The sequence below is a fragment of the Baekduia sp. genome (assembly GCF_035318805.1).
Taxonomy (GTDB): Bacteria; Actinomycetota; Thermoleophilia; order Solirubrobacterales; family Solirubrobacteraceae; genus Baekduia.
The window spans coordinates 51,916-76,316 of sequence record NZ_DATHDY010000033.1 but is presented as its reverse complement, the minus strand read 5'-3'; the positions used below and the strand labels follow the sequence as shown (position 1 = coordinate 76,316).

Below are 24,401 nucleotides of genomic sequence, written 5' to 3'. Positions count from 1 at the left end.
GCCTCCCCGACCGGGAGCTCGGGCTCGCCGACGCGGCCACCAAACGCCTCGACCACCCCGACCACCCCGACCACCCCGACCACCCCGACCCGCACGGGCCGCCCGACCCCAAGCCCGGGCCGCCGCAGCCGCCGGATCACGGACGGCCGCGCCGCCACGCGTGATCGACGTCCGGCCCTGGTTCGAGCGCTTCCCTGACCTGCTGGCCTGGGAGCTCGCGCGCTTCGTGGCGCGCGAGCTCTCGGCTGCGGTCGACGAGGACGCCCGGGCGGCCGGGCGGCTCGTCATCCACAGTGCCGTGACGTATCGCGGCGAGGAGGTGCCGCTGCAGGTCGCCTACCCGAGCGAGTACCCCGAGCTGCCGCCGGTCGTGTACGGGCCGGCCGGGCTGCTCAGCCGTCATCAACACCCGTTCGGCGGCAACTTTTGCCTCCTCGAGCGCCCACTGGACGATTGGAAGGCGCAGGAGTGGGGCGGCGCCGACCTCGTAACCCAGCAGCTGCGCCGGCTGCTCGCCGACGCCGAGCAGGGCGAAGACGTCGTGCGCGGTAACGAGGCGCCGATGCCCGAGCCTGCCACCGCCCACTTCCAGTACGCACGGGACGCCTCGGTCCTTGTGCCCGCCGACCTCGTCGACCCCGACGGTGACGGCGGCGTCTTGACCCTAGCCCGCCTGCGCCCGCGGCTCTTCCTCGTCCAGGCCGTCGGCACCCGCGCGACGACGGATGCCGCGGCCGACACTGGTGAGCAGAAGACGGAGCGCCTCCGGGTGCCGTGGCGCCGCCTGGCTTGCCCGCCGCTCGACGCGGGGCCTGCCGGCGCTTCCGTGCACGCGTGGATCCTCGAGCACCATCCCGATCTTCTGAGCCGTCCCGTGCCGCGGCGACTGCGCGGCAAGGGCCGGATCCCACAGCCGCCGCGCGTCGAAATCGCCGCCCTCACGTTCCCCGAGGAGGCCGGCGCCGACGGCTCTGAGCGCCAGGCGTGGCTGTTCCTCTACGTCGACCACGGCGTCAAGCCCGAGGCGCGGGCCTTGCTGCATGCCCAGCATCTCGATGAGCGGGAGCTGCGGCGCCGGACGCCCGAGCTCGGCGGCCTGGCGAGAGCGCGAGTCGTCGTCGCCGGCGCGGGGACGATGGGCGCGCACGTCGCCGTCGAGCTCGCCAAGGCCGGCGTCGGTCGGTTCGACATCCTCGACTTCGACCGCCTCGAGCTCGGCAACATCGTCCGTCACCGCCTCGACCTCGGTAGCGTCGGCGACCCCAAGGCCGAGGCGGTGGCCTCCGCGTGCCAACGCAGCAACCCCTACTGCGAGGCGGAGGGCCATCACCTGCGATTCGGCGAGGACGAGTGGCCCGCCGGCCGGTCCCCGCTGGAACGCGTGGCCGCGCTCCTCGACGGCGCGCATCTTCTCGTCGAGGCCACTGGGTCCCACCAGGTCGCCCAGTTCCTCGGACGCGTGGCCGGCGAGGCCGACGTGCCGATGGTGAGCGGATGGATGACCGACGGGCTCGTCGGCGCGGAGTTCGTCCGCTGCCTTCCCGGGCGCACGGCGTGCTTCACCTGCCTCACAACGGCCCATCGCACAGGCGCGCTGCCTCAAGCCGACCGGGGAATCGGCGCCTCGGTGGTCGTCCAGGGCTGCAGCCACCCGACGGTGTCCGGCGCCGGCTTGGACGCGACCGAGGCCGCCGCCATCCTCACCCGGATGGCGGTTGGCACCCTGGCTCCCGCGGGCGGGTACCCCGACGCCGACTGGGACTACGCAGCTGTGAGCTTCCGCCGTCGCCCTGACGATGCCGAGCGCCCGCGCATGGCCGTTGCGTCGCTGCCACTCAATCCGGATTGCGACGCGTGTCGAGCCGCTGCTGGATCTACCGGAACGCGCTGACCGAGCTCTTGGCCGAGGCCCGGCGGTGGCCTCGGCGGGAGACCGGCGGTGCGCTACTGGGCTGGCGCGACGGGGATCGTACGGTCGTCGCCAGAATCCTGGGTCCCGGCCCACATGCGCGCCATGAGCGCCACGCGTTCGAGCCCGACGCCGAGTGGCAGAACGCGGAGGGGGCGCGCATCTACGAGGACAGCGGCCGCATGATCGCCTACCTGGGCGACTGGCATACCCATCCGCGCGGGTCGCTCGTGCCGAGCCGACAGGATGCCCAGACGGCCGAGGCCATCGCGCAAGACGGCGGCTTCCGCACCGCGACGCCGCTGTACGCGATCGCTGGCCGCCGCTTCCGACCACGAGCCGCGTGGCGGCTAAATCTGTACGAGTGGCGAGCAGGTCGCTTCGCGACCGTGGTCGTCGAGATGATTGACCCGGAAGGTAGCCCGCGGTCCGGCTGACCTCATCGGCACGCGCGTCACGGTGCGCTGGCCCGCACGTCCGAGACGCAAGCTTCGCACCGGATGGCCGACCCGATCACCCTAATGGACTGCGATGAAGGAGGGCCTCCTCGGTGGGACGCTCGACGTATCACCGAGAAGCGAGTCCAAGGAGGCCTGTCTCCCATGTTGCACGCTGGTTGGATCTGAGTCGCCGAAAGGTCGACGTCTGCCTGTTGTCGCCGGCCGGCCGGTGAGATCGTGGATGAGTGGGCCTCGCCGCCCGATGCCGACGGCCTCCGCGGGCTGGCGGCGAGGACGGCGATGCATGGCCGGCGGTCCGCGGGGTGATCGAGTCGATGAATGGCGCGCGGTTCGTCCACGACCAACTCGAAGAGCACGGCTGGGACGTGCTGATCGCCGACGCCCAGAAGGTCAAGGGCCTGGCCCCGCTGGGCGTGCAACCGACAAGATCGACGCGCGCGTGCTGGCCACGTGTCGGCGCGCGACCTGGTCGCCGAGATCTGGCTTGCCCGACCCGGCGGTCCGGCGCGAGCGCGAGCTGGCCCGTTTCCGGCTGCACCTGGTCGGTCACCGCACGACGCTGAAGAACCGCATCCACGCCGGCCTGGTCGCCTTCGGCCACCCCTGCCCGGTCTCCGACCTGTTCGGCCACGCCGGCCGCGAACTGCTCGACCGCCTCGCGATCCCGGACCCATGGCGGGCCAACATCGACGTCAGCCTGCAGCTGATCGACGAGCTCGATCTGCGGATCGCCGAGCTCACCGTCCAACTCAAGCGCCAAGGAGCCGACCACCGCTACATCCCCGTGTCGCTCACCGCACCGGGCATCGGCTGGATCAACGCCTACACCATCGCCTCGGAGATCGGCGACATCGGCCGCTTCGCCTCGCCGGCCAAGCTCTGCGGCTAAACCGGACTCTGCCCACGCGTCCGGCAGTCCGGCGGTGTCGACGCACGCGGCCCGACCTCCAAGCACGGCCCCAGTACCTGCGCTGGGCGCTCTTCGAGGCCGCGCTGAACGCCTGCAAGCACCCCTACTACGCCGAGCGCTACCAGCACACCAAGCGCCGCCTGGGCCGCCAGCGCGGCCCAAGGTCGCCCAGATCGACCTCGCCCGCCGCCTGACCGAGGCGATCTGGCACATGCTCACCAACAACCAACCCTTCGCTCCGGCAGGTGCCCCGTTTCGGCTAGCCGCCTGACGGCTCATGCTGGACATGCACCGCCGGACGAGCCGCTCCGATTTCGCCACATCCCCGCACACCGACGGGGCGATAGAGACATGAGCACCGCTCCACACCAACAACCATCACCGACGGGCCGCTAGCCACAGCCCGATACCAACGCCATTGACAACCCGTCCTCCTTCACAGAGACAAGACGAGGGGGAGCGTCTGCCGTTCTGGCGGTGCTCCTTTCGGTGCAGGCGCTAGCACCGCTCGCGAGGATCAGCGCCAACGACATCACCTGCCCGGGCGCGTCCCGCGGAAGATTTGGACCGGGATTGGACCGGGTGGCGGCTCCGCCACATTCGCTCAACCAACGCAAAAGGCCCGCAAATGCGGACCTTCTAGCGCTCAGGCGTATCGCCCGTGTTCATGCGGGGTCGTGCCGGCTCAGGTGCTCTGAATCGCGCTCAAGTTGTTCCGCGAGTTGTTCCGCGATATCCGCCGACCGTCAGCCGCGCGGCCGCTGGATCCCGTCCAACCGTCCCACGAGGCGCCACGCGCTCGGCAGCGCCGCAGCGCCGATCAAGGCCTTGATGATGCCCCCGACGATGAAGATCGAGAAGCCGTTGTGGATGGTCCAGCCCCACGACTCGGCGACGGCGATCTTCAGCCCGGCGAGGCCGAAGGCGAACACGAGCAGCTGCCCGACGACGAAGGCCGCGAAAGCTGCGGCGACGTGGCGGTCGGCGCCGCGCGCGGCCAGCCAGCCGATCGCGCCGGCGGCGAAGACGAAGCCGACGATGTAGCCGCCGCTCGCGCCCCAGACGACGCTCCAGCCGTGCGCGCCCTCGGCGTAGATCGGCAGCAGGAGGCCGAGCAGCGCGTACAGCACGAGGGAGGCCATGCCGCGGCGCGCGCCGAGCGTCGCGCCGACCAGGCCGACGGCCAGCGTCTGGCCGGTGACCGGCACGGGCGACGGCGGGATCGTGAACGCCACCTGCGCCAGTAGGGCTGTCAGGCCGACGCCGCCCAGGATCGCTGCCGCGTCCGCGACGGCGCGGGAGCCCGGCAGCGCATCGGCCAGGACGGGACGGGTCGGGACGTTCGGCGCGGCGATGGCGGACATGCGGCGTTCTCCGTGGAGCTCGTGGTCAGATCGGTGGTGATCGGCGGACCGCCACCCTGGCGGGCGGCGCCAACCGACCCAAGAGCCTATGCATCACGCCGTTGGGGAAGCGACAAGCCCGCCGCCGCCACGCGCGCGAATCCCCTGGCACCCGAAGTACGGTCGCGACCTACCCCACCCCGTTCCCGAACAGGAGCCGCCGATGTTCCCCCCGTCCCGCCGCGTCCCGACCAACGGCATCGAGCTGGCCGTGCACGAGCAGGGCGAGGGCCCCGCGGTGCTGCTGCTGCACGGCTTCCCGGAGCTCGCCTACTCGTGGCGCAACCAGATCGGCCCGATCGCCGACGCGGGCTTCCGCGTCATCGTCCCCGACCAGCGCGGCTACGGCGACAGCGACGCGCCGGCCGACAGCCAGAGCTACAGCGTCAAGAACCTGGTCGCGGACGCGACCGGCGTCCTCGACGCCCTCGGCATCGAGCAGGCGATCTTCATCGGCCACGACTGGGGCAGCATGCCCGCCTGGTACTCCGGGGTCTACGCGCCCGATCGCGTCCGGGCCGTGGCCAGCCTGTGCACGCCCTACTTCACGCCCGGCGACGCCGACCTGCTCGCGATCTACCACGAGCTGCGCGGACCCAAGCACTACATGGCGACCTTCCAGGAGCCCGGCGTCGGCGAGGCCCTGCTGGAGCGCGACGTCGAGGCGACCTTCCGCGCGCTGCTGCGCGGCCGCGGCTACACGATGGACGAGTTCGAGGCCGCGCCCGCGGAGGTGCGCGAGGTCCCGGCCGGCGTCTTCGTCGGCGACCCGCAGCTGTTCGGCGACGAGCTGCTCAGCGACGCCGAGCTCGCGGTCTACGCGGACACGTACCGGCGCACCGGCTTCACCGGCGGCCTGAATTGGTACCGCGCGCTGCACAAGGACTGGGAGGAGGGTCTGGGCCACGAGTTCGTCATCGACAAACCCGCGCTGATGATCTCGGCGGCCGACGACTGGTTCTTTCCGCGCGGCGCGACCGACGGCATGGAGGAGCTGCTGCCGCAGGTGCGCAAGCACGTCATCCCCGACGCCGGCCACTGGCTCCAGCAGGAGCGCCCCGACGACGTGAACGCGCTGCTGCTGGACTGGCTGAAGGATCTGCGCTGAAGCGCGCGATCTTCACCGACGAGCAGGAGCTGTTCCGCGACCTCGGCCTGGGCGATCCTCGCGCCTAGCTAGGCAGGCACCTCCCGTCCCAGCCAACCCGCGTAGAACCCGTGCAGGTCCGGAAGGTACTCGTGCTGCGCCGGGTAGCCGGGCGGCACCGCTTCGGTCTCCAGCAGCCGACCGGAGGTCGGGCAGTAGTACTCGCGCAGCTCCTGCCAAGCGCCGTCGGGGTGGCCGAGCACGGGGTAGATCTCACGGTACAGCTCGTCGGTGTCGCGCACGAACATCGGCACGTGCAGCTTCCAGTTCTCGTCCCACCGGCAGAGGTCGGCGCCCGCGTCGGTGCGGATCACCAGCTCGCCGTCGGAGCGGCGCCGGACGATGTTGATGCCCTCCCCGTAGGGCAGGACGATCGGGTCGTCGTAGGCGACGCGCTCCTGCAGCAGCTCGATCCACGTATCGAACCGGTCGGGGTCCTTGATGCCCGACTGAATGTCCTTGATCGCGCGGCGCGACAGCTTCTCGTCGAGCAGGTCGGCGAGCGTCTCCTTCGTCATGTCGGTGGTCACCGCGATCTCGGTATGGCCTTCGGGCAGGAAGACCTCGGAGGCGGCCAAGAACGCGGCGGCCGACTCGGCGGGCGTCACCTTGCCCGGCGCCGCGCGGGCCACCGGGACCGTCGGGGTCACGACGTCGAAGTCGAAGTCTTCGGGCAGGTCCCAGAACCCGCGGAACTCCGCGGCCCAGCCGGGCTCCAGTCGCATCGACTCCGAGTACATGACCTTGACCGGCTCGATCAGGTCCTGGGCCAGGATCCGCTCGCGCTGCGCTGCCCACCACTCCGACGCCGGCCGGGCACGCTCCAGGCGCGTGCGCAGGACGCCGTCGCGATCGGCGCGGCCGTAGGCGCGGTCGGCCCAGCGCGGCTGCAGGTGCCCACCGTCGACGTCGGCCTCCAGCGCCGCGTCGGAGCGCAGCAGCGGATCGCCGAGGCCGCCGCCACCACGGCCCGAGGACAAGTACAAGTCCCCGGTCTTGACCGCGATCATCATGGTGTAGGGGTCGTGCTCCAGCTGATGCTCGCCGCCGTAGGCGTTCATCTGCGGGTCCTCACCGCTGACGTCGGCCACCGGGTAGGCATCGCCCGCCGCCGCGCGCTCCAGGATGTCGGAGCCCAGCACGTTGTGCACGTACGCGCTCGGCGCGGGGTAGCCGCCGAACAGGCCGGGCGAGGTGAGCATGCCGCCGGCGCCGATGTTCTCGATCTCGAAGTCCGCGGTGCCGTGGACGAGCAGCAGGGACTCGAACGACGAACCGCCGCGGTGCCGACCCCAGCCGCCCGTGTTGGGCTTGATGCGGCGGCCGAGGTAGAGCATGGGCTTGACCAGCTCCCACATCTCGATGTCGCCCATGTCGCCCTCGGGGTTGAAGACCGCCGCGCCGTAGTCCAGGCCGTCGAGCACGTACTTGGCACCCTGGCCCTGCGCGCCGATCTCGAAGTTCATGAACCCGGAGATCTGGCCGTACTGGTCCAGCCCGCCGCCCTGGGCGACGTTGCCCGGCACCGTGTAGGTCGCGACGATCTCCTCCAGGTAGCCGCGCGACTGCATCGCCCGCGACACCGCCCGGAGGTAGCCCACAGAGGTGGAGAACATCGGCATCCAGGGAAACGACGAGGAGCACGGCGCATCGCCGAGGTTGGCCCAGCTGCCTTCGGTGAGCTTCAGCTCGGTGGCGTAGTAGGCGCCGTCGTTGATCTTGTCGTTGCAGATCAGCGTCTGGGTGAACAGGATCCACTGCATGCCCTGCTGCGCCGACGGCGTGGCGTTGAACGAGTGCCAGCCCCACGCCGACGAGCCGCGCAGGTCGGTCGTCCAGTGGCCGTCGCGGTCGACGACCGCCTCGTAGGCGCCGTGGATGATGAGGTCGCGCCGGGCACGCTTGGGCAGGTTGGCCTTGTTGGCGTAGCGCGCCTCCGTGAAGCCGCACGAGCGGTAGCGACCCGGTACGAGCAGCCCGCGCACCCGCGACTTGAAGTCGCGCCGGCCGTCCTCGATCGCCTCGCGCATGAACTGCTGGAAGACCTCGCTGCCCTCCTCGAGCACCAAACGCTCGACGGCGTCGCGGATCATGTGGCAGCCCGACAGGCGCGTGCGCTCGTCCAACACGTACAACCCGGGCGCGCGGCTCTGCATCGACACCCGCTTGAGGTGCCAGCGGGCCAGCTCGTCGCGCTCGCCGATCTTCATGCAGTGCAGGTCGATGCCGTCGTCGAAGCGCGTTGTCGGCGCGACGCACACGCCACCCGGCGTCGAGGCGCCGATGTCCATGACGTGGATGACGCCGCCGGCCCATGCCAGCAGCTCCCCCGGCTTCTCCGGGTTGAAGATCGGGACGAACGTCTGCACGTCGGCGTTGTGGACGTCACCGATCGTCGGCTGGTTGTTGGCGAAGATGTCGCCCGGCCGGATCGACGGGTTGTCCTCCCAGTCGTTGCGGACCATGAACTTGATGGCCTCGCTCATCGTGTGGACGTGCACGATGATCCCGGTCGACAGCGCGACGTTGTCGCCCTCCGGCGTGTAGAGCGCGAAGGAGATCTCACCGAGCTCGCGCACGATCGGCGACGCCGAGATGTTCAGCGCGGTCTCTCGCGCGGTCACCATGCCGCCACGCACGCGCGAGAAGAGCTTCTCGAAGTGCAGCGGGTCGGCCTCCTTGAGCGGGAGGCGTTCCAAGCCGTGGTAGTAGCCGGTGCGCTCGAACAGCTCCTCGGAGGTCGCGAGCATCTGCGCCAGCGACTGCCCGGCCCAGCCGATCGGCGCGGCCGCCGGCGCCTCCAGGGCCTGGATGGTGTCGATCGTGGCCATGGCGCTCAGGCCTCCTTGTTCTCGAGGTGGAAGATGCCGTGCTCGTCGAGCCAGGCGCGGCGGTCAGGTGGGATCGGGAAAGTGGTGGACTCGGCCTCCAGCACGGCCGGCCCCTCGATCGTGTGACCGTTGCGCACGTCCTCCATGGCGTACACGTCGGTCGTGGCCGGGCCGTCGGCCCACCAGACGTCGCGCGTCGCGTTGACCGGGGGCGCCCCGGAGACGCGTGGCATCTCCGGCAGCGTCGGCTGCTCGATCGGCACCGAGCCCTTCACGATGGCCTGCGCGATCAAGTACCCCAGCTCGGGCGAGGATGCGGCCCGCGCGTACATCCTTGCGTTGGTGGCCTCGAACGCCGCGATCAGCGCGTCGATGTCCTCGATCGTCTCGACGTCGGCGCGAGGCGCGTCGACCTCGATGTCGACCAGCTGGCCGTAGTACTGCATCCGGACCATGTGGGTGAAGCGCACGTCGGCGGGGTCGTGGCCGGATTTGGCGAACTCCGCTTGGACGCGATCCTCGAGTCCGCGCCACGCCTCGCCCAGCACACGGCCCATCGCCAAGCGCTCCTCGACCTGCTGGGTCGGCAGCAGCGGCAGGTCGACCTGGCGATCGAACCGGTACTCGAACTCCGCGCACGCGCAGCCGAACGCCGAGAAGCCCGCCGCCCACTCGGGCACCAGCACCTGCTGGTAGGGCACGCCGGCGGTGTAGCCCGCGACGTGCAGCGGGCCGCCGCCGCCGTAGCAGAGCAGGGTGTAGTCGGCGGGGCTGTAGCCCTTGCCCAGGATCCGGCCGACGGCTTCGTTGCGCAGCGACGTCTCGAAGAGCTCGATGACGCCGGCCGCGGCCGCCTCGACGCCGAGGCCCAGCGGCGCGGCGACCTGACGCTCCACCTCGTGTCGTGCGCGCTCGACGTCGAGCTGGACCTGGCCGCCGAGGAAGTACTCCGGGTTCAACCGGCCCAGCACGAGGTTGAGGTCGGTGATCGACACCGTCTTGACGCCGCCCTCCGGCCACGCGGTGCCGATCATCGCGCCGGCCGAGTCGGGCCCGATCTCCGGGCGCCGCGCGTTGGGGTCGATCCGCACGAACGAGCCGCAGCCCGCCCCGACCGAGTCGATCTGCACGAGCGGCATGTTGAGCACGAACCGCGCGATGTCCGGCGTGGTCGTCACCTCGTAGCGCCGGCCGGTGAGCAGGGCGATGTCGAATGACGTCCCGCCGATGTCGGTGCACAACACGTTGGTGAGGCCGATGCGGTCGGCCAGCCAGCGCGCGCCGACGACGCCGCCGATGGGGCCGGACACCAAGGTGGTGGCCAGCTGGTCGGCGTCGATGGAGATCGTCCCGCCGTGCGATGCCATGACCCGCAGCTCGAAGCCGGCGCCGCGATCCTCGGTGGCGTCGCGGACGCTGCGCAGCGTGCCGCGGGAGGGCTCGGCGGCATAGGCCTCGATGACCGTCGAGTTCAGCCGCGGGAAGTCGCGACGCGAGGGGTACAGCGCGCTGGAGACGAAGACGGGGCAGTCACCGTTCTGGCCGCGCTTGGCCTTCTCCTCCTCCACGATCTCCAGCACGCGCTGCTCGTGGGCGGGGTTGCGGTAGGAGAACAGCAGCGAGATCACGATCCCCTGGACACCCTCGTCCAGCAGCGCGGCGGCCGCGTCGCGCGCGTCCTGCTCACGCAGCGGCAGCACCTCGTTGCCGAACAGGTTGATGCGCCCGCGCACGCCCCGCATGCGCGCGCGGGGGATCAACGGCTCGTTGTGGTGGTGGGTCGCGATGTGCAGCCGGTCGGCGTACGAGAACCCGAGGTAGGTCTGGATCCCGCGCTCCATCTGCAGCGCATCCTCCTGGCCGGCGGTGACGATCGCGCCCACCTTCTGACCGCGGCGGGTGAGCAGCCGGTTGAGCATCGCTGTGCCCGAGAAGACGGCCGAGCGGATCGCCGGGAAGCCGGCCTCGGGCGTGCTGTCCCACTGGCGCAGCGCGTCCTCGGCGGACCGCATCAGGCCGACGGACTCGTCCTCGGGGGTCGTCTGCGCCTTGCCGACCACGAAGTGACCCGTGGCGTCGACGATGAAGGTGTCGGTCATCGTGCCGCCGGCGTCGATGGCCAGGACGCGGGGCTCGTGGGGCGTGGTGGACATGAGCCCGACGCTACGGCCGGCACCGTCTCGCGTCGTCGTTCCTCCAAGCCGAGTTGACCGCTCCCGCTTGTGGTGCAAGCACAACCGGGCGTATGGTCGGCGCGTCCCCGGCATCTCCTAGGAGGAACCCGATGCCCGATCGCTCGACCATCGCCCCCACCCTGGCGCCCACGCACGCCGGCCGCGCCGAGCTGGGCGCGATCGTCGAGGCGCTCAGCGCCGACCTCGACGCCGTGTCGGCGCGGTTGAGCGACGCGATCCACCGCCATCTCGGCGAGCTGGAGGAGGACCTGCGCGTCTGGACGCTGCAGAGCGTGCGAGCCAACATGGGGTTGATCGTCACGATGCTGCGCGAGGGCACGCCGCCGTCGACGGCCGAGGCGCCGCCGGAGGCGCTGGCCTACGCGCGCGAGTACGTGCGCCGCGGGCTCGGCCTCGAGACGCTGCTGCGCGCCTACCGCACCGGCCAGCGCGAGCTGTCGCGGATCGCCATGGCGCGCCTGCAGCCGACCATGCCCGAGGCCGAGCACCGCGTCGAGGCGGTCGGCTTCTTCAGCGACTGGATGTTCGGCTGGGTCGACGCGCTCGAGCACCGGCTCACCGAGGTGTACATGGCCGAGCGCGAGCAGTGGGTCCGCGGCGCCGACGCGATGCGTGCCGCCGAGGTGCGCGCGCTGCTGGACGGCTCACGGGCCGACCTGGCCGGCGTCAGCAAGCGGTTGGTCTACGAGCTCGACCGCCATCACATCGCGTTCCTGGTGTGGAGCGACGACGCCGACGACGACGCCGGCCACGGGCAGGCGCGCTTCGGCGACATGGAGGAGCGCGCGGCCGCGGTCGCGCAGGCGCTCGGGGCCCATGGCGTCCTGACGATCTCCGAGGGGCGCCACCTCGCGTGCTGGGCGGGGCTGCACGGCGCGACGCTGGCCGCCAAGCTGAGCGAGCCGACGCGTGAGCCCGGCGACGACGGCCTGCGCGTCGCGCTCGGGTCGCCGGGCCACGGCGCCGAGGGCTTCTGCCAGAGCCACTCAGAAGCGCTGCGCGCGAGGCAGGTCGCCAAGCTCGGTCGAGGCCGGTCGGGCTGGACGCCCTATGTGGACGTCGCGCTGGACGCGCTGACGATCCACGACCTCGACGAGGCGCGACGGTTCGTCGCCCGCGAGCTCGGTCCGCTGGCGGCCGACAACGACAACACCCTGCGCCTGCGCGGGACGCTGCGGGTGTTCCTCGAGGAGGGCGCCAGCTTCGTGCGCGCCGCGCGCCGGCTCGGCGTGCACGAGAACACCGTCACCTACCGCGTGCACCGCGCCGAGGATCTGCTTGGCCATCGCGCCGTCGAACGCCAGCTGGAGCTGCGCGTCGCGCTGCGCCTCGCCCGGCTCGTGCTCCCGCTCGAGCCGGACGCGGCGTGACCGCGCGGCTCAGGCCGGCTCGCCGATGCGCAGGACCAGCTTGCCGGTGTTGGTGCCCTCGAAGAGCGCTCCGAGCGCGTCAGGCATCAGCTCCAGCCCGCCGTCCATCACGGTCTCGTCGTACTTCAGACGACCCTCGCCGAGCATCCCGGCGAGCGCCTCGATCGCCTCCTCGAACCGCTCGGCGTAGTCGAGCACGAGGAAGCCGGCCATCGTCGCCCGCTGCATGATCAGCTGGCCGATGTTGACCTGACCGACCCACTGATCGCCGCCGCCAGAGTTGTTGTACTGGGAGATCATCCCGCACAACGCCACGCGGGCCCCGATGTTCAGGCGCATGAAGACGTGGTCCATGATCTCGCCGCCGACGTTCTCGAAGTCGACGTCGATCCCGTCGGGCGTGGCCGCGTCGAGCTGCTCGCGCCAGTCGTCGGCGCGGTGGTCGACGCAGGCGTCGAAGCCGAGGACGTCGACGACGTGGCGGACCTTCTCCGGGCCGCCGGCGATGCCGACGACGCGCGCGCCACGGGCCTTGGCCAGCTGCCCGGCGATGGAGCCCACCGCGCCTGCGGCCGCGGACACGACGACGGTCTCCCCCGGCTGCACGGCGCCGAGGTCGATGCCGATGTAGGCCGTGATGCCGGTGTGGCCCAGCGCACCGAGGAACGCCGTCAGCGGCGCCGGCAGCGGCGCGGGCAGGACGTTGAACGGCGCCTCCAGCACGGCGTCGTCGGCCAGGCACAGCTCCTGCCAACCGGTCCAGCCCGAGACGAATGCGCCGACCGGGAGGTCGTCGCGGCGCGACTCCACGACCTGCCCGATGCCCAGCCCGCGCATGACGTCGTCGAGGCCGACCGGCGGCATGTAGCCGCGGATGTCGCTCATCCACAGCCGCAGCGTGGGGTCGAGCGACAGCATCAGCGTGCGCACGAGCGCCTGGCCGTCGCGCAACGGCGCGACAGGCTCGGTGACGAGCTCGAGGTCGCCGGGCGCGAGCTGCCCGGTGGGCCGGCGGCGCAGGCGGAAAGCGCGGTTGTTGTCCGACATGGTGCTCCTCTCGAGGACGCCTACCAGGCGTCCCAATGGATGACGTCCTCAGGCGCCGGACGGCGCGCGGGCCGGAAGTCGGTGCCCAACGTGTAGGCGACGGGCGTGAGCGCGCCGATCGTGACGCGGTCGATCGGGATGCCCACGATCGCCGCCGTCTCGGCCTCGTCGGCGAGCGACACGCTGCGCGGTACCGGACGCTCGAAGTCCAGCCGGCGGCGGACGGCCCGGGTCGTGGTCAGCAGCTCCTCGCCGGAGAGCCCGAGGTGCTCGACGATCGCGCTCACCGGCGCAGCTCCAGGTCCCAGCGCTCGGTGCTGACGTGCACGTAGCCCGAGCGCACCGTCTTCATCAGCGCCTCGACCTCGGACAGCTCCGGTGAGCTCAGCGGGTAGTCGCGGCGCACGGGGCCGGCGGCGCGCATCGCCTCGATGTCGGCCATCGGGATCAGCGCGCGCAGGACCAGCTCGTCGTCGTCGGCGCCCGTTCCGTGGCGCGCCCGCAGCTCCTCCAGCGTCGGCTCCTCCGGCGGGCTCGCCACGATCGCGTCGGCGCGGCGACTGCTCAGGATCCGGTCCAGGACGTCGGCCTCGATCGGCGCCGGCGGCGTTCCGTAGTGGCCGGCGGCGTAGGCCACCACCTCGTCGGGGACCAACGTGTAGCGGTCGCCGGAGACCACGTTGAGCACGGCCTGCGTGCCGACGAGCTGGCTCAGCGGCGTGGCCATCACCGGCCAGCCGAGATCGCGACGGACGGCCCCGGTCTCGGCCAGGACCTCTTGCAGACGGTGGGTCATCCCGTGCTGCTCGAGCTGCGCCTTCAGCGTGCCGACCATCCCGCCGGGGACCTGGTGGGTGACGTTGAACAGGTCGTACTCGCTGACCTGGTCGACGAGGTAGCCGGCAGCCCGGCCGACCTGGCGGAAGTGCTCCTCGACGGGCGCCAGCAGCGACGTGTCGATGCGGTGCGTGCATCCCATGAGCTCGAGGTTGCGCACCACGCTCTCGGTCGACGGCACCGACGGTCCGTTGGCCATCGAGCGCGATGCCGTGTGCAGGATGTGGACCCCGTGGCGGACCGCCTCGACGTAGGCCAGCCCCGACGTACCCATGAGGTTGTTGGAGTGGAACTCGACGGGCTTGCCGGCCGCCGCGGCGACGATGTGTGGCATGAGCGTGCGCAGCCGGTCGACCTCCAGCACGCCGGCCGTGTCGTAGAACAGCACCGTGTCGATCTCCGGCACCGCCGCGATCTCGGCCGTGCGCTCCGCGAGGTAGTCGTCGGTGTGGATCGGCGACAGGCTGAAGAAGACCGTGCCGGCGACCTCGGAGTCGTACTCCTTGGCGATCCGCGCCAGGCGCCGAAAGTTCTCGATGCCGTAGAGGACGTCGTAGAGCCAGTAGGAGCGGACGCCGTGCTCGTTGAGCCGGCGCATCCACGTGTCCATCAGCGCGGGCGGCGTGATGCCGAAGGACACGGCCGCGTTGCCGCGCATCCCGCCGCGCATCGGCGTGCGATGCACCGCGCCGCGCAGCAGGTCCAGGCCGGCCCACGGATCCTCGCGGCAGTACTTGATCAGGACCTCGAAGTACGAGCTCGCCGCCGCGTCGATCGTGCGGAAGCCCGTGCGATCCAGGACGTCGGCGACCGGCAGCGCCATCCCCGCCTGCATGCGCATCCCCCACAGGCTCTGCTGGCCGTCGCGCATCGTCGCGTCGAGCAGCTCAACGTGGGCCATGCGCCAGGCTCTCCCGCAGGATCTTCTTGAGGATCTTGCCCGCGGAGTTGCGCGGAAGTTCGTCCAGGACGTGGTAGCTGCGCGGACGCTTGTGGCGCGCGATGCGGTCCTGGCAGCGCTGGTCCAGCGTGGCGGCGTCGACCGTGGCGCCGGGCTCGGCCACGACGAACGCGGCGACGACCTCGCCCCACTCGGCGTCGGGCAGGCCGACGACCGCGACCTCGGCGACGGCGGCGTCGCCGATCAGGACGTCCTCGACCTCGCGCGGGTAGACGTTGTAGCCCCCGGTGATGACCACGTCCTTGGCACGGGCGACCAGCGTCAGGTGGCCGTCGGCATCGACGCGGCCGAGGTCGCCGGTGTGCAACCAGCCGTTGCGCAGCGCCGTCGCAGTGGCCTCGGCGTCGTCGAGGTAGCCGGCCATGACCGTGGGCGCCGCGACGATGACCTCGCCGACCTCGCCGTGGGACAGCTCGCGGTCGGTGTCGTCGACGACGCGCACGCGCGTGGCCCAGCGCGCGACGCCGACCGAGCCCAGCACGTGCTCGTCGCCCGCGGCCGCCGCCGCGGCGATCGCGGCCGGAGGGTTCGCCGTGATCGTGCACGGGCTCTCGCCCTGGCCGTAGCCGTTCCACACGCGCGGGCCCAGCGCGGCCACACCGGCGCGCAGGTCGTCGGGATGCACCGGTGCGGCGCCGACGAGCACGGTGCCGATCCGGTCCACCGGGCCGGCAGCGACCGCGGGCGACGCGCTCAGGCGCCGCAGCAGCGTCGGCGGCACGAAGAACGTCGAGCGCGTGCCGGCCGCCACCAAGTCCATCACCTCGGCGGTGTCGAAGCCGCCCGACGCCGGCAGGACTTGCGTCGCGCCGCACGCCACGAACGGCAGCGCCATCAGGCCCGACGCGTGGCTGAGTGCGGCAACGTGGATCAGTGCGTCGTCGGGGCCCAGGAAGCTGATGTCGGCGTAGTAGGCGGCCGACATCGCCAACAGGTTGCCGTGGCTGAGCCGCGCGCCCTTGGCGCGGCCGGTCGTTCCGGACGTGAAGAAGATCCACGCGTCGTCGTGCATGGCGCGCGGCACGAGCGCGATCGGCTCGTGGGCTGCGAGGGCCGCGTCGTCGGCGCTGCCGAGCACGACGATCCGCGTGCCCGGCGGCGCGACCGCCTCCAGCGCGCCGGCCTCCGGCTCGGTCGCGAAGCACAGCCCGGCGCCGGAGGCCTCCAGCAGCGCCGCGGCCTCCAGCGGGTGGAGGCGGCTGCTGATCGGCACCGCGACGGCGCCCGCGTGCCAGCAGGAGAAGAGCGCCTCGAAGTAGGGCGCGCAGTTGGCGGCGAAGAGCGCGACCGCGTCGCCGGCCTCGATCCCGAGGTCGTCGCGCAGCGCGCCGGCCCGCCGCGCCACCGCGTCGGCCAGCCCCGCCCAGTCGCGGACCGTCTCGTCACCGCAGACGACGGCCGGCCGGCGCGCGAGGCGCCGTGCCGGTCCGTCGAGCAGGACCGCGAGGTTGCCGAGGCTCACGGCCCACGGTCCCCGGGTCAGCTCGCCGCGGCGGCCGCGCGCCCGAGCGCCTGCGCGCGCGGGTCGTCGGCGTGGTTCTTGAACCACGTGTCGTCGTCGTAGAACCGCAGGTCCCAGCCGGCCGGCCGGAACTCGCGCGCCAGCCGGTTGTTCTCCTCGAGGGTCAGCATGCCACGGGTCGTGTTCCAGCCCGCGGTCTTGGCCGGCAGCGACGTGTGGCCCGGCCCCATCGCCCCGACCGTCGACGTCCAGTCGTCGTCGACCAGGATGGAGTACGGCACCGGCGTCCACATCTCGCCGCGCCCGTCGTTGAACTTGGCCATGTGGTGCGGGCTCCACTGCTGCGACGACATGGAGACGAGGCCGACGATCTCGGCGATCAGCGACCCGCCGTACTCGTCGTTCATGAGCGGCTTGAAGCGCTGCGCCTGCTCGTCGACGTCGAACCAGTCGTCCTGCTCGTACACCCCCGCGAAGTGGGCGAGGTCCTTGACGACGCCGGAGTACACCAGCGATCCGGCGTCGATCATCTGCTCACGCGACCAGCCGGCCATCATCTTCCACATGCCGGTAGTGGCCTCTGCCATCTTCTCGCGCAGGTCGTCGAGGTGGTCGGCGAGGTCGGAGGCAGAGTCCATGTGGACCGGGATGTAGCCGTCGGAGAGGTGGTCGGAGGTGTAGACGCCGACCGCCACGATGTTGGCCGCGTCGTAGGCCGGCGTGGCCTCGAACGAGCCCCAGTCGTCGACGATGCTGAAGTGCGTGTCCTTCATGACGACGGCGACCGTCAGGTTGTTGTGCTCGATGCCGGCCGCGATCCCGTCCATCCACGGGTAGTCGCACTCGGACAGGTCGAGCATGTCGCGCACGAGCATCTCGTGACCGCCGGCCGTCTTGTACGGCCCGTGGTTGTTGAAGCTCAACCGGCACTCGCAGTGGCTGAGGAAGCCGTAGGCCGACGCCGTGGCCATGAAGCGCCCGAAGGCCGTGTGCAGGCGGTCGCCGGCGCTGACGCCGATGCCCTCGTCCTCGAAGGCCTGGGTCTGGCGCGCGTTGTGGATCTGCGCCCGCTGGCTGGCGTCGCTGGGCATGACGTGCGCGTGGGCGCGGTGCAGCGACTGGTTGATCCGCTCGCCGAAGTCCAGGACCGACAGCACGTCGTCGATCGCGTCGGTCGGCTTGAGCAACCCCATGTCCAACAGGATCTGGCGGCCGCCGAGGTAGAAGTTGGGGATCAACCCCATGGTGATGGTGTTGACGTAGCTGCCCACCTGGCGGGCGCGGTCGCCGATCTCCTCCGCCGGCATCGCCGCGTCGATGCGGCGCAGCAGCTCCGGCCACCGATACCACGCGTTGAGGTAGGACATCGCGATGTATGGGTTGACGGGGAAGAGCTTGGACTCTTGCACCGTGCGGGTCGTGCACTGGAAGAAGAACGAGTCGCTGGCCTTGCGCAGGTACGCGTTGGTGTCCAGCAGCTCGCGGTAGGTGCGGTTCGAGGGCATCGCGGTTCCTCTCAGGAGAGCTTGATGATCCGGGAGCGCTGAGCGGCCGCCGCGGTCGGGTCGGCGTAGGCGTCGGCGGCGGGCTTGGAGTACTCGACCGTGATGCGGTCCCCCTCGGCCAGGCCGTCGAGCTCGGCGGCCATGAGGCACGGCACGCCGTACTCCCGGGTCAGGATGCCCAGGTGCGAGCGGACCGTGCCACCCATGCAGATCACGGCGGCGAAGTCGCCGAGCACCGGCGCGGTCAGCGTCCCGCCGGAGTCGTCGATGACCGCGATGGTCTCCGGCGGCACGCCGCCGGTCAGCATGTCCATCACCGACTCGACGGTCGACACGAACCGCGCCGTGCCCTCGACGTCGGCGGCCGCCTTGAACACGTTGTAGCCGACACCCACGACGGGGCGGCCCTGCTCGTCGGTCGCGCCGGCGCCCGACGCCGTTGGCCCGGACACCGGCTTATACTTCTCCGGCTCCTCAGTGAGCGAGACCACCGCGGACATCTCGAAGCGGTGGCCGGTGGCCAGCAGGTCGGCCTCGACCTGCTCGAAGTCGGCCGCCGTCAGGGCCAGCTCGGGCCCGTGCACGACCTCGTTCCACGGCTTGTCGCTGGCCGCGAAGCGCTCGGCCACGAGCTTGCGGATGGCCGTGTGGTACGCCTCGACCGTGGGCGTCGCGGACTCCCGCGGCCACACGTCGGCGTAGGGCGCTGTCGCCGGCGTCGCGGGATCGACCCGGATGTCCGTCATCTCTGCTCCTCGTCGTTGAGTACCTGCACGATGCGCAGCAGCAGCGGGGCGGCGTGCTGGCCCGGGGCCCGCACCACCGTCGTTACGCCACTGCGCAGGACGGCGCGCGCGCCGTCGGCGGTGGCCAGGACCGCACCGCGGGCCGCGAGCGCGCCCCGCAGCCTCCCCGCCAGGTCGTCCACGTCCATGCGCGCATCGGTGTCCAGTCCCACGCCGGCGGCGTCGAGGTCCAGCACGCCGGCGGCCTCGTCGACCACGGTCACCGGGCTGCGCTCGGTGACCCAGGCCAGCAGCTCGGCCAAGCCAGCGACGTCGGCGACGTCGGGGTCCTCGGTCGCCAACCGGCCGGCGTAGACGACGCCGGCGCGGCCGTCGACCGTCACCTGGCGGTCGCCCCAGCCGGCGGTGACGCCCTCGCCGACACCCACGACGCTCGGGCGGCCCAGCGCGCGCGAGACGACCGCGGCGTGCGACGTCGAGCCGCCGCGCTCGGTCACCACGGCGCGCGCCGCGATCATGCCGGCGACGTCCTCCGGGCTGGTCGTCGGGCGCACCAGCACGGTCTCGCCGCGGGTGGCCTCGGCCGCGTCCGCGTCGGGCACGACGAGGCCGCCGGCCACGCCCGGGCAGGCCGGGGTGCCGCGCGCCAGCACCTCCGCACCCGCGACGGTGGCGTCCGACAGACGCGGCGCCAACACCGATGAGAGCTGCTCAGGAGTCACGCGGGCCAGCGCCGTGGCCTCGTCGATCGCGCCTTCGCGCGCGAGGTCGACGGCCGTTTTCAGCGCCGCCGCAGGCGAGCGCTTGGCCGCGCGCGTCTGCAGCAGGAAGAGCCGCCCGCCCTCGACGGTGAACTCGACGTCCTGGACGTCGCCGTTCTCGCGCTCCAGCAGCGCGCCCGCCTCGAGCAGTTGGGCATGCGCGTCGCCGAGCCCGTCGCGCAGCGCCGACAGCGGCAGGCAGTCGTGGGTGCCGCTGACGACGTCCTCGCCCTGGCCGCCGGGCAGCCACTCCCCGTAGGGCTCGGGCTCGCCGCTGAGCGGGTCGCGCGTGAAGAGCACGCCGGTGCCCGAGCCCGCGCCGAGGTTGCCGAAGACCATGGCCTGGACGATCACCGCGGTCCCGCCGTCCTCCGGGATGCCCCAGTGGCGCCGGTAGGCGACCGCGCGGCGCGAGGACCACGACTCGAAGACGGCGTGGATCGCGGCGCGCAGCTGCTCCAGCGGCTCGGCGGGCACGGTCGCGCCGGTGTCCTCGAGGACGGCCGCGCAGACGTCGCTCGCCGCGGCGTCGTCGGCCGGCGGGTCGAGGTCGGCGCCGTGCACGGTGTGGCCGAACTCGTGGCAGAACCGAACGTGGGTGCGGCGCGCGAAGTCGGCGTCGCCCGCCAGGCGCGCCAGCCCGGCCTCGACCGCTTCGGTCATCCCGAGGTTCAAGATGGTGTCCATCATCCCCGGCATGCTCACCGCGGCGCCCGAGCGGACGGAGACCAGCAGCGGCGCGTCGGGATCGCCGAGCCGCCGCGCGGTGCGCTCCTCGAGGTCGGCCAGCCCGGCGAGGACGTCCTGCCAGACCTCGTCGTCCAGCCGGCCGCCGTTGGCGTGGTAGCGGCGGCACTCGTCGATCGGTAGCGCGAAGGCCGGGGGGACCGGCAGGCCGAGGCCGAGCATCCGCGCGACGCTCGCGCCCTTGTTGCCGATCGTCTCGCGATCGTGCGTCGTGCCGCCGTCGAGGATGACGACGTGCTGGGCGACGCGGTTCACGGCGCCTCCTCGCGCTCGCGACCGAGCATCCGCAACAGGTCCTCGTGCAGCTCGAACCAGACCGTGTGGTAGCTGTCGACGCGCGCGCCGCTGACGTACTCGTGCTCGCCGGCGAGCACCTGGTCGTAGGCCTCGTCGAGCCGGCGGCGGTAGACGTCCAGCCGCGGGTCGAGCGCTGAGAATCGGCCCAGGTTCTTCTCGGCGCGCTCGTGCAGGTCGCCGAGCCGGTCGACGATCCCGCGGTCGTACTCGGCGTCGGCGTGGTCGTTGGTGACGCGGCCGCTGGCCGCCGGGACCATCTGCCAGTCGGTGAAGAGCGTCAACAGCTCCCGGTTGATCCGCTCGAAGCGCTCGTAGGCCGCGGTCGCCGCCGGGTCGTCGCGGAACTCCGCGAACGCCTGCGGGTAGCGCTCGTCCAGCCAGGACCGCCCGGCGGGTGTGACCATGAACGTGCCCTTGGCGCCGATCGCGTGGCCGGCGGCCACGGCGGCGTCGAGCCCGGCGACCACGTCGTCCTCTTGCGCGCCGAGGACGGCGGCGACGGCCGGCGCGCCGCCGGCCTTCTTGACGGCGAGGCCATGCAGGGCGAGGAGCTCGAGGTCGCTCAAGGTGCGCTGACCTTCCGGGGTTCGTGGTGGCAGACGGCGGCGAGGATCATCTCGGTGAGAGCGGCGGCGTCGGAGGCGACCGCGGCGGCGCCTGCGGCCTGCAGCGGGCCGGGGCCGCTCGCGCCCCAGGCGACGCCGAGCGCGGCGGCCGTGCCGGCGGCGCGCCCGGCCGCGATGTCGACCGGCGTGTCGCCGGCCATCGCCGCGTCGGCCGGCGCGGCGCTCAGCGCCATCAGCGCGGCGAGCACCGGCGCGGGGTCGGGCTTGTGGAAGGCGACGTCCTCGACGCAGATCGCGGCGTCGATCAGCCCGTCCAGGCCGGCATGGCCGACGTCGGCGTTGAGCCGGCGTCGAGCCTTGGACGTCACGACGCCGATCGCCACACCCGCGGCGCGCAGCGCCACGAGCATCTCGGCCACGCCGTCGAACGCGCGCACCGCGCGGCCGCTGTCGGCGTAGGCCTCCTGGAAGGCGGCGACGAACGCCGCCGTGTCGGCGGGATCGCCGTCGCTGAGCGCAGAGAACAGCTCGAGGCCGGGGCGCGTGAAGACGAGCTCGTCCTCGGCCGCGCTAGCCGGGAAGCGGCGCCCGATGCGCGCCTCGCTGGAGGCATGCCAGGCCGTCAGGATCGCGTCGCGCGAGTCGAGCAACGTCCCATCCCAGTCGAAGAGCGCGGCGGCGGCCATGTGACGACCGCCACGCTAGTTCCCGGCAACGTGCGCAGGGGCGCTCCGCAACGACGCGATTTGGCGTTCCCACAAACTCGCGCCTCAGCCGCGGGCGCTGTTCCAGCGCGACAACAGCGCCGCCGCGGTCTCCTGCGGGCGCTCGTACGGCCACCAATGCCCGCACTCCAGGACGACGAAGTCCGCCTTCATCCGGCTGGCGAGCCGCTCGCCCCAGTTCAGTGGGACGTAGGGATCCTCGCGGCCCCAGATGACCATCGCCGGGACGGCGACGCGCTCGAGGTCGGGCTGCCACTCCTCGCCGACGTGGATCGCCGACCGGTACAGCGCGAGGATGCAGTCCTTGTTGCCCGGCGTCAGCCACGCGTTGTGCTGCGCGAACCGCTGCGGCACCCCGTTCTCCACGAGGTACGGCACGCTGACCTCCTCGGTGAGCTCCTCCGCCATATAGCGCTCGCCCTCGCCCGGCGTCTGCCAGATCTGGGCGATGTCGTGCCACGGGTACTCCGTGTCGACGGCGGCGCCGCCGGCGGTCACCGAGCTCAGGAGGTCGGGCCGCAACGACGCGATGCGCTGCACCAGCAGCGAGCCCCAGTCGTGGCCGACGAGGTCGACGGGGCCAGCCGCAGCCAAGTCCTCCAACTGCGCGATGATCCAGTCGACGTAGCTCTCCTTGGTCGCGTCGAAGCCGTTGGGCGTCGGCGCCGCGAACCCGGGCAGGTCCACGGCGACGATCTCCTCGCCGTAGTCGCGCAGGTGCGGAAGCACGTCCTCCCAGAGACGGGACGTGTCGGGGTTGCCGTGGACGAGCAGTGCGGGCATGGGGTCTCCTAGAGGATCGGGGCGGCGCGCACCGCGAGGTGCGAGGTGTCGTTGAACGAGCGCAGCTGCCAGCGGCCGTCGGCCAGCACCACCAGCCGCGAGATCGAGCCGTTGTCGGAGTGCACGAAGGCGAACGGGCGGCTGTCGGTGGCCTGCCGGCACAGCTCGCCGATCACCGCGCCGTGAACGACCGCGGCCGCGACCGCGTCCGGCCCGGTCTCGGCGACGATCCGCTCGATGCTGGCGCGCACGCGGCCGCCGAGCGACTCCATCGACTCGCCGCCCGGGATGACGTCCCACCGCTGCTCGGCGAACATCCGCTTGATGATCGGGTCGCCGCGGCCGGCGCGAACGCGGTACTCGCCGCCCTCCCAGTCGCCGAGGCGGACCTCGGCGAGGTCGTCGACGACGATCGGCTCGAGGCCGGTGGCGGCGACCAGCGGCGCGGCGGTCTCGTGGGTGCGGCGCAGGTTGGTGACGTACAGCCGCGAGGGCGGGTCGGCGGCCAGGCGCGCGGCGATCGCCTCGGCCTGGCGGTGGCCGGCCTCCGACAGCGGCGGGTCGCCGCGGCCGTCGACCAGCGGGAAGCGCGCGCCGGACACCGCGGCCGCCGACGCACCGTGCCGGACCAGGACGACTTCAGTCGCCCCGGCAGGCAGCGCGTACGGAACCTGCTCGAAGCCGTCGCGGTCGCTCATGCCCCGTTGGGAGTGATCAGCACCTTCAGCGAGCGGTCCTTCTCCAGCTGCACGGCGAACGCGCCGGCGACGTCGTCCAGCGACTCGCGCTGCGTGATCAACGGCGCGAACTGGACTGCTCCGCGCGTGAGCAGCGCGACCGCCTCGCCGAAGTCGTCGCTCGTGTAGGCGATGCTGCCCTGCAGCCGGATCTCCTTCTGCACGAGCACCGTCGGGTTGAACGACACGTCGTCGTCGTAGAGCGCCAGCACCACGATCGTGCCGCCGGCCTTGACGGCGTCCAACGCGGCGGCGTTGAGCGCGGGCACGCCCGAGCACTCGAAGACCACGTCGACCTCGCCGCCCTCTCCGAGCGTGGCGGCCAGCGCATCCTGCAGTCCCGGGGCGCCATCAACGGCCTCAGCGCCCAGCTCGGCGGCGGCCCGCAGGCGCAGCGGCGAGAGGTCCATCCCGATCACGCGGCCCGCGCCGTAGGCCTTGAGCACCTGCACGACCTGCTGACCGATGGTGCCGAGGCCGAGCACGAGCGCGGTCTGGCCGGCCACGTCGCCGGCCAGGCGCACCGCGTGCACCGCGACGGCGAGCGGCTCGACCGTCGCGCCCGCCTCGTCGGGAACCGACTCGTCCAACTTGAAGACGTTCTCACCCGCGACCGAGTTCGGGATCCGGACGCGCTCGGCAAACGCGCCCGGCCGGCCGTAGGCGATGCCGGTCGTCCACGCCTCGGCGCACAGGTTGTAGCGCTGCTCGGCGCAGCGGGCGCAGTGGCCGCAGGGCACGATCGGCGACGCGGTCACGCGGTCGCCGACGGCCAGGCCCTGGACGTCGGTACCGGCGGCGATGACCTCGCCGGCGAACTCATGGCCCATCACTTGGCCGGGCTCGACGAACGAGCCGTGCAGGAAGGTGTGCAGGTCGGAGCCGCAGATGCCGCACGCGGCGACCGACACCACCAGGTCGGTCGGGCCGGCCTCGGGCTCGTCGACGTCCTCGACCTGGATGTCCTGGACGCCCTTGAACACCGCCGCCTTCATCGCCGC

General features: G+C 72.0%; 20 protein-coding genes. 5 read left to right on the top strand and 15 right to left on the bottom strand.

Annotated features, from left to right (window positions below; translation table 11 throughout):
- Window positions 1-160: 160 nt before the first annotated feature.
- The 3 genes from VK501_RS08655 to VK501_RS08645 all read left to right on the top strand — a co-directional run bounded on the left by VK501_RS08655 (window position 161) and on the right by VK501_RS08645 (window position 3,259).
- A complete protein-coding gene (locus VK501_RS08655) occupies window positions 161-1,891 on the top strand; it encodes a ThiF family adenylyltransferase (protein WP_324336670.1) in 1,731 nt (576 codons plus the stop codon).
- Complete coding sequence (locus VK501_RS08650; protein WP_324336668.1) at window positions 1,855-2,346, top strand: Mov34/MPN/PAD-1 family protein; 492 nt, start codon at window positions 1,855-1,857, stop codon at window positions 2,344-2,346. The genes VK501_RS08655 and VK501_RS08650 overlap by 37 nt, the downstream gene beginning before the upstream one ends.
- Window positions 2,347-2,854: 508 nt before the next feature.
- Complete coding sequence (locus tag VK501_RS08645; protein WP_324336666.1) at window positions 2,855-3,259, top strand: hypothetical protein; 405 nt, start codon at window positions 2,855-2,857, stop codon at window positions 3,257-3,259.
- 767 nt (window positions 3,260-4,026) lie between these two features.
- On the opposite strand, the gene VK501_RS08640 is transcribed toward VK501_RS08645, so the two are convergent.
- On the bottom strand, window positions 4,027-4,644 hold the full coding sequence (locus VK501_RS08640) for a biotin transporter BioY (RefSeq protein WP_324336665.1): 618 nt from the start codon (window positions 4,642-4,644) through the stop codon (window positions 4,027-4,029).
- 202 nt (window positions 4,645-4,846) lie between these two features.
- Between VK501_RS08640 and VK501_RS08635 the strand changes: the two genes are divergently transcribed.
- Entirely contained in the window at window positions 4,847-5,791 is a 945-nt protein-coding gene (locus VK501_RS08635; RefSeq protein WP_324336664.1) for an alpha/beta hydrolase, read from the top strand.
- Window positions 5,792-5,859: 68 nt separating this feature from the next.
- Here the strand turns inward: VK501_RS08635 and VK501_RS08630 are convergent, their stop codons facing one another.
- Both VK501_RS08630 and VK501_RS08625 read right to left on the bottom strand, forming a co-directional pair.
- Window positions 5,860-8,661 carry a hydantoinase B/oxoprolinase family protein gene (locus tag VK501_RS08630; protein WP_324336661.1) on the bottom strand — a complete coding sequence of 934 codons (2,802 nt, stop codon included), beginning with the start codon at window positions 8,659-8,661 and terminating at the stop codon, window positions 5,860-5,862.
- Window positions 8,662-8,666: 5 nt separating this feature from the next.
- Window positions 8,667-10,814, bottom strand: coding sequence for a hydantoinase/oxoprolinase family protein (locus VK501_RS08625; protein ID WP_324336659.1), 2,148 nt, complete (start codon window positions 10,812-10,814; stop codon window positions 8,667-8,669).
- A 131-nt stretch (window positions 10,815-10,945) separates the two neighbouring features.
- On the opposite strand from VK501_RS08625, the gene VK501_RS08620 reads away from it, so the two are divergent.
- Entirely contained in the window at window positions 10,946-12,226 is a 1,281-nt protein-coding gene (locus VK501_RS08620; RefSeq protein WP_324336657.1) for a PucR family transcriptional regulator, read from the top strand.
- A 9-nt stretch (window positions 12,227-12,235) separates the two neighbouring features.
- Here VK501_RS08620 and VK501_RS08615 read toward each other — a convergent pair whose 3' ends face one another.
- The 12 genes from VK501_RS08615 to VK501_RS08560 form a co-directional block, all read right to left on the bottom strand.
- Window positions 12,236-13,273: an NADP-dependent oxidoreductase gene (locus tag VK501_RS08615; protein ID WP_324336656.1), complete on the bottom strand. Its 1,038-nt coding sequence runs from the start codon at window positions 13,271-13,273 to the stop codon at window positions 12,236-12,238.
- A 20-nt stretch (window positions 13,274-13,293) separates the two neighbouring features.
- Window positions 13,294-13,560 (bottom strand): hypothetical protein, encoded by a 267-nt coding sequence (locus VK501_RS08610; RefSeq protein ID WP_324336655.1) that lies wholly within the window; start codon window positions 13,558-13,560, stop codon window positions 13,294-13,296.
- Window positions 13,557-15,011 carry a hypothetical protein gene (locus VK501_RS08605; RefSeq protein WP_324336653.1) on the bottom strand — a complete coding sequence of 485 codons (1,455 nt, stop codon included), beginning with the start codon at window positions 15,009-15,011 and terminating at the stop codon, window positions 13,557-13,559. The genes VK501_RS08610 and VK501_RS08605 overlap by 4 nt, the downstream gene beginning before the upstream one ends.
- Window positions 14,998-16,533: a class I adenylate-forming enzyme family protein gene (locus VK501_RS08600; protein WP_324336651.1), complete on the bottom strand. Its 1,536-nt coding sequence runs from the start codon at window positions 16,531-16,533 to the stop codon at window positions 14,998-15,000. The genes VK501_RS08605 and VK501_RS08600 overlap by 14 nt, the downstream gene beginning before the upstream one ends.
- A 17-nt stretch (window positions 16,534-16,550) precedes the next feature.
- Window positions 16,551-18,038: a hypothetical protein gene (locus VK501_RS08595; protein ID WP_324336648.1), complete on the bottom strand. Its 1,488-nt coding sequence runs from the start codon at window positions 18,036-18,038 to the stop codon at window positions 16,551-16,553.
- An 11-nt stretch (window positions 18,039-18,049) separates the two neighbouring features.
- Entirely contained in the window at window positions 18,050-18,784 is a 735-nt protein-coding gene (locus tag VK501_RS08590; protein ID WP_324336646.1) for a PEP-utilizing enzyme, read from the bottom strand.
- Window positions 18,781-20,547, bottom strand: a complete 1,767-nt coding sequence (locus VK501_RS08585) for a pyruvate, phosphate dikinase (RefSeq protein ID WP_324336644.1) — start codon at window positions 20,545-20,547, stop codon at window positions 18,781-18,783. The genes VK501_RS08590 and VK501_RS08585 overlap by 4 nt, the downstream gene beginning before the upstream one ends.
- Entirely contained in the window at window positions 20,544-21,155 is a 612-nt protein-coding gene (locus VK501_RS08580) for a hypothetical protein (RefSeq protein WP_324336642.1), read from the bottom strand. The genes VK501_RS08585 and VK501_RS08580 overlap by 4 nt, the downstream gene beginning before the upstream one ends.
- A complete protein-coding gene (locus VK501_RS08575) occupies window positions 21,152-21,841 on the bottom strand; it encodes an HAD family hydrolase (RefSeq protein ID WP_324336640.1) in 690 nt (229 codons plus the stop codon). The genes VK501_RS08580 and VK501_RS08575 overlap by 4 nt, the downstream gene beginning before the upstream one ends.
- Before the next feature lie 84 nt (window positions 21,842-21,925).
- Window positions 21,926-22,663 carry an alpha/beta hydrolase gene (locus tag VK501_RS08570; protein WP_324336638.1) on the bottom strand — a complete coding sequence of 246 codons (738 nt, stop codon included), beginning with the start codon at window positions 22,661-22,663 and terminating at the stop codon, window positions 21,926-21,928.
- Between the two features lie 8 nt (window positions 22,664-22,671).
- Entirely contained in the window at window positions 22,672-23,361 is a 690-nt protein-coding gene (locus VK501_RS08565; RefSeq protein ID WP_324336636.1) for a histidine phosphatase family protein, read from the bottom strand.
- Window positions 23,358-24,395: a zinc-dependent alcohol dehydrogenase gene (locus VK501_RS08560; protein WP_324336634.1), complete on the bottom strand. Its 1,038-nt coding sequence runs from the start codon at window positions 24,393-24,395 to the stop codon at window positions 23,358-23,360. Before VK501_RS08560 ends, VK501_RS08565 begins: the two co-directional genes overlap by 4 nt.
- Window positions 24,396-24,401: the final 6 nt, after the last annotated feature.

Coding starts and splice junctions, on each gene's coding strand:
- VK501_RS08640 (WP_324336665.1), bottom strand. CDS start 4,644: ATGTCCGCCATCGCCGCGCCGAACGTCCCGACCCGTCCCGTCCTGGCC.
- VK501_RS08565 (WP_324336636.1), bottom strand. CDS start 23,361: ATGAGCGACCGCGACGGCTTCGAGCAGGTTCCGTACGCGCTGCCTGCC.
- VK501_RS08635 (WP_324336664.1), top strand. CDS start 4,847: ATGTTCCCCCCGTCCCGCCGCGTCCCGACCAACGGCATCGAGCTGGCC.
- VK501_RS08620 (WP_324336657.1), top strand. CDS start 10,946: ATGCCCGATCGCTCGACCATCGCCCCCACCCTGGCGCCCACGCACGCC.
- VK501_RS08595 (WP_324336648.1), bottom strand. CDS start 18,038: ATGCCCTCGAACCGCACCTACCGCGAGCTGCTGGACACCAACGCGTAC.
- VK501_RS08615 (WP_324336656.1), bottom strand. CDS start 13,273: ATGTCGGACAACAACCGCGCTTTCCGCCTGCGCCGCCGGCCCACCGGG.
- VK501_RS08560 (WP_324336634.1), bottom strand. CDS start 24,395: ATGAAGGCGGCGGTGTTCAAGGGCGTCCAGGACATCCAGGTCGAGGAC.
- VK501_RS08625 (WP_324336659.1), bottom strand. CDS start 10,814: ATGTCCACCACGCCCCACGAGCCCCGCGTCCTGGCCATCGACGCCGGC.
- VK501_RS08570 (WP_324336638.1), bottom strand. CDS start 22,663: ATGCCCGCACTGCTCGTCCACGGCAACCCCGACACGTCCCGTCTCTGG.
- VK501_RS08575 (WP_324336640.1), bottom strand. CDS start 21,841: ATGGCCGCCGCCGCGCTCTTCGACTGGGATGGGACGTTGCTCGACTCG.
- VK501_RS08630 (WP_324336661.1), bottom strand. CDS start 8,661: ATGGCCACGATCGACACCATCCAGGCCCTGGAGGCGCCGGCGGCCGCG.
- VK501_RS08590 (WP_324336646.1), bottom strand. CDS start 18,784: ATGACGGACATCCGGGTCGATCCCGCGACGCCGGCGACAGCGCCCTAC.
- VK501_RS08605 (WP_324336653.1), bottom strand. CDS start 15,011: ATGGCCCACGTTGAGCTGCTCGACGCGACGATGCGCGACGGCCAGCAG.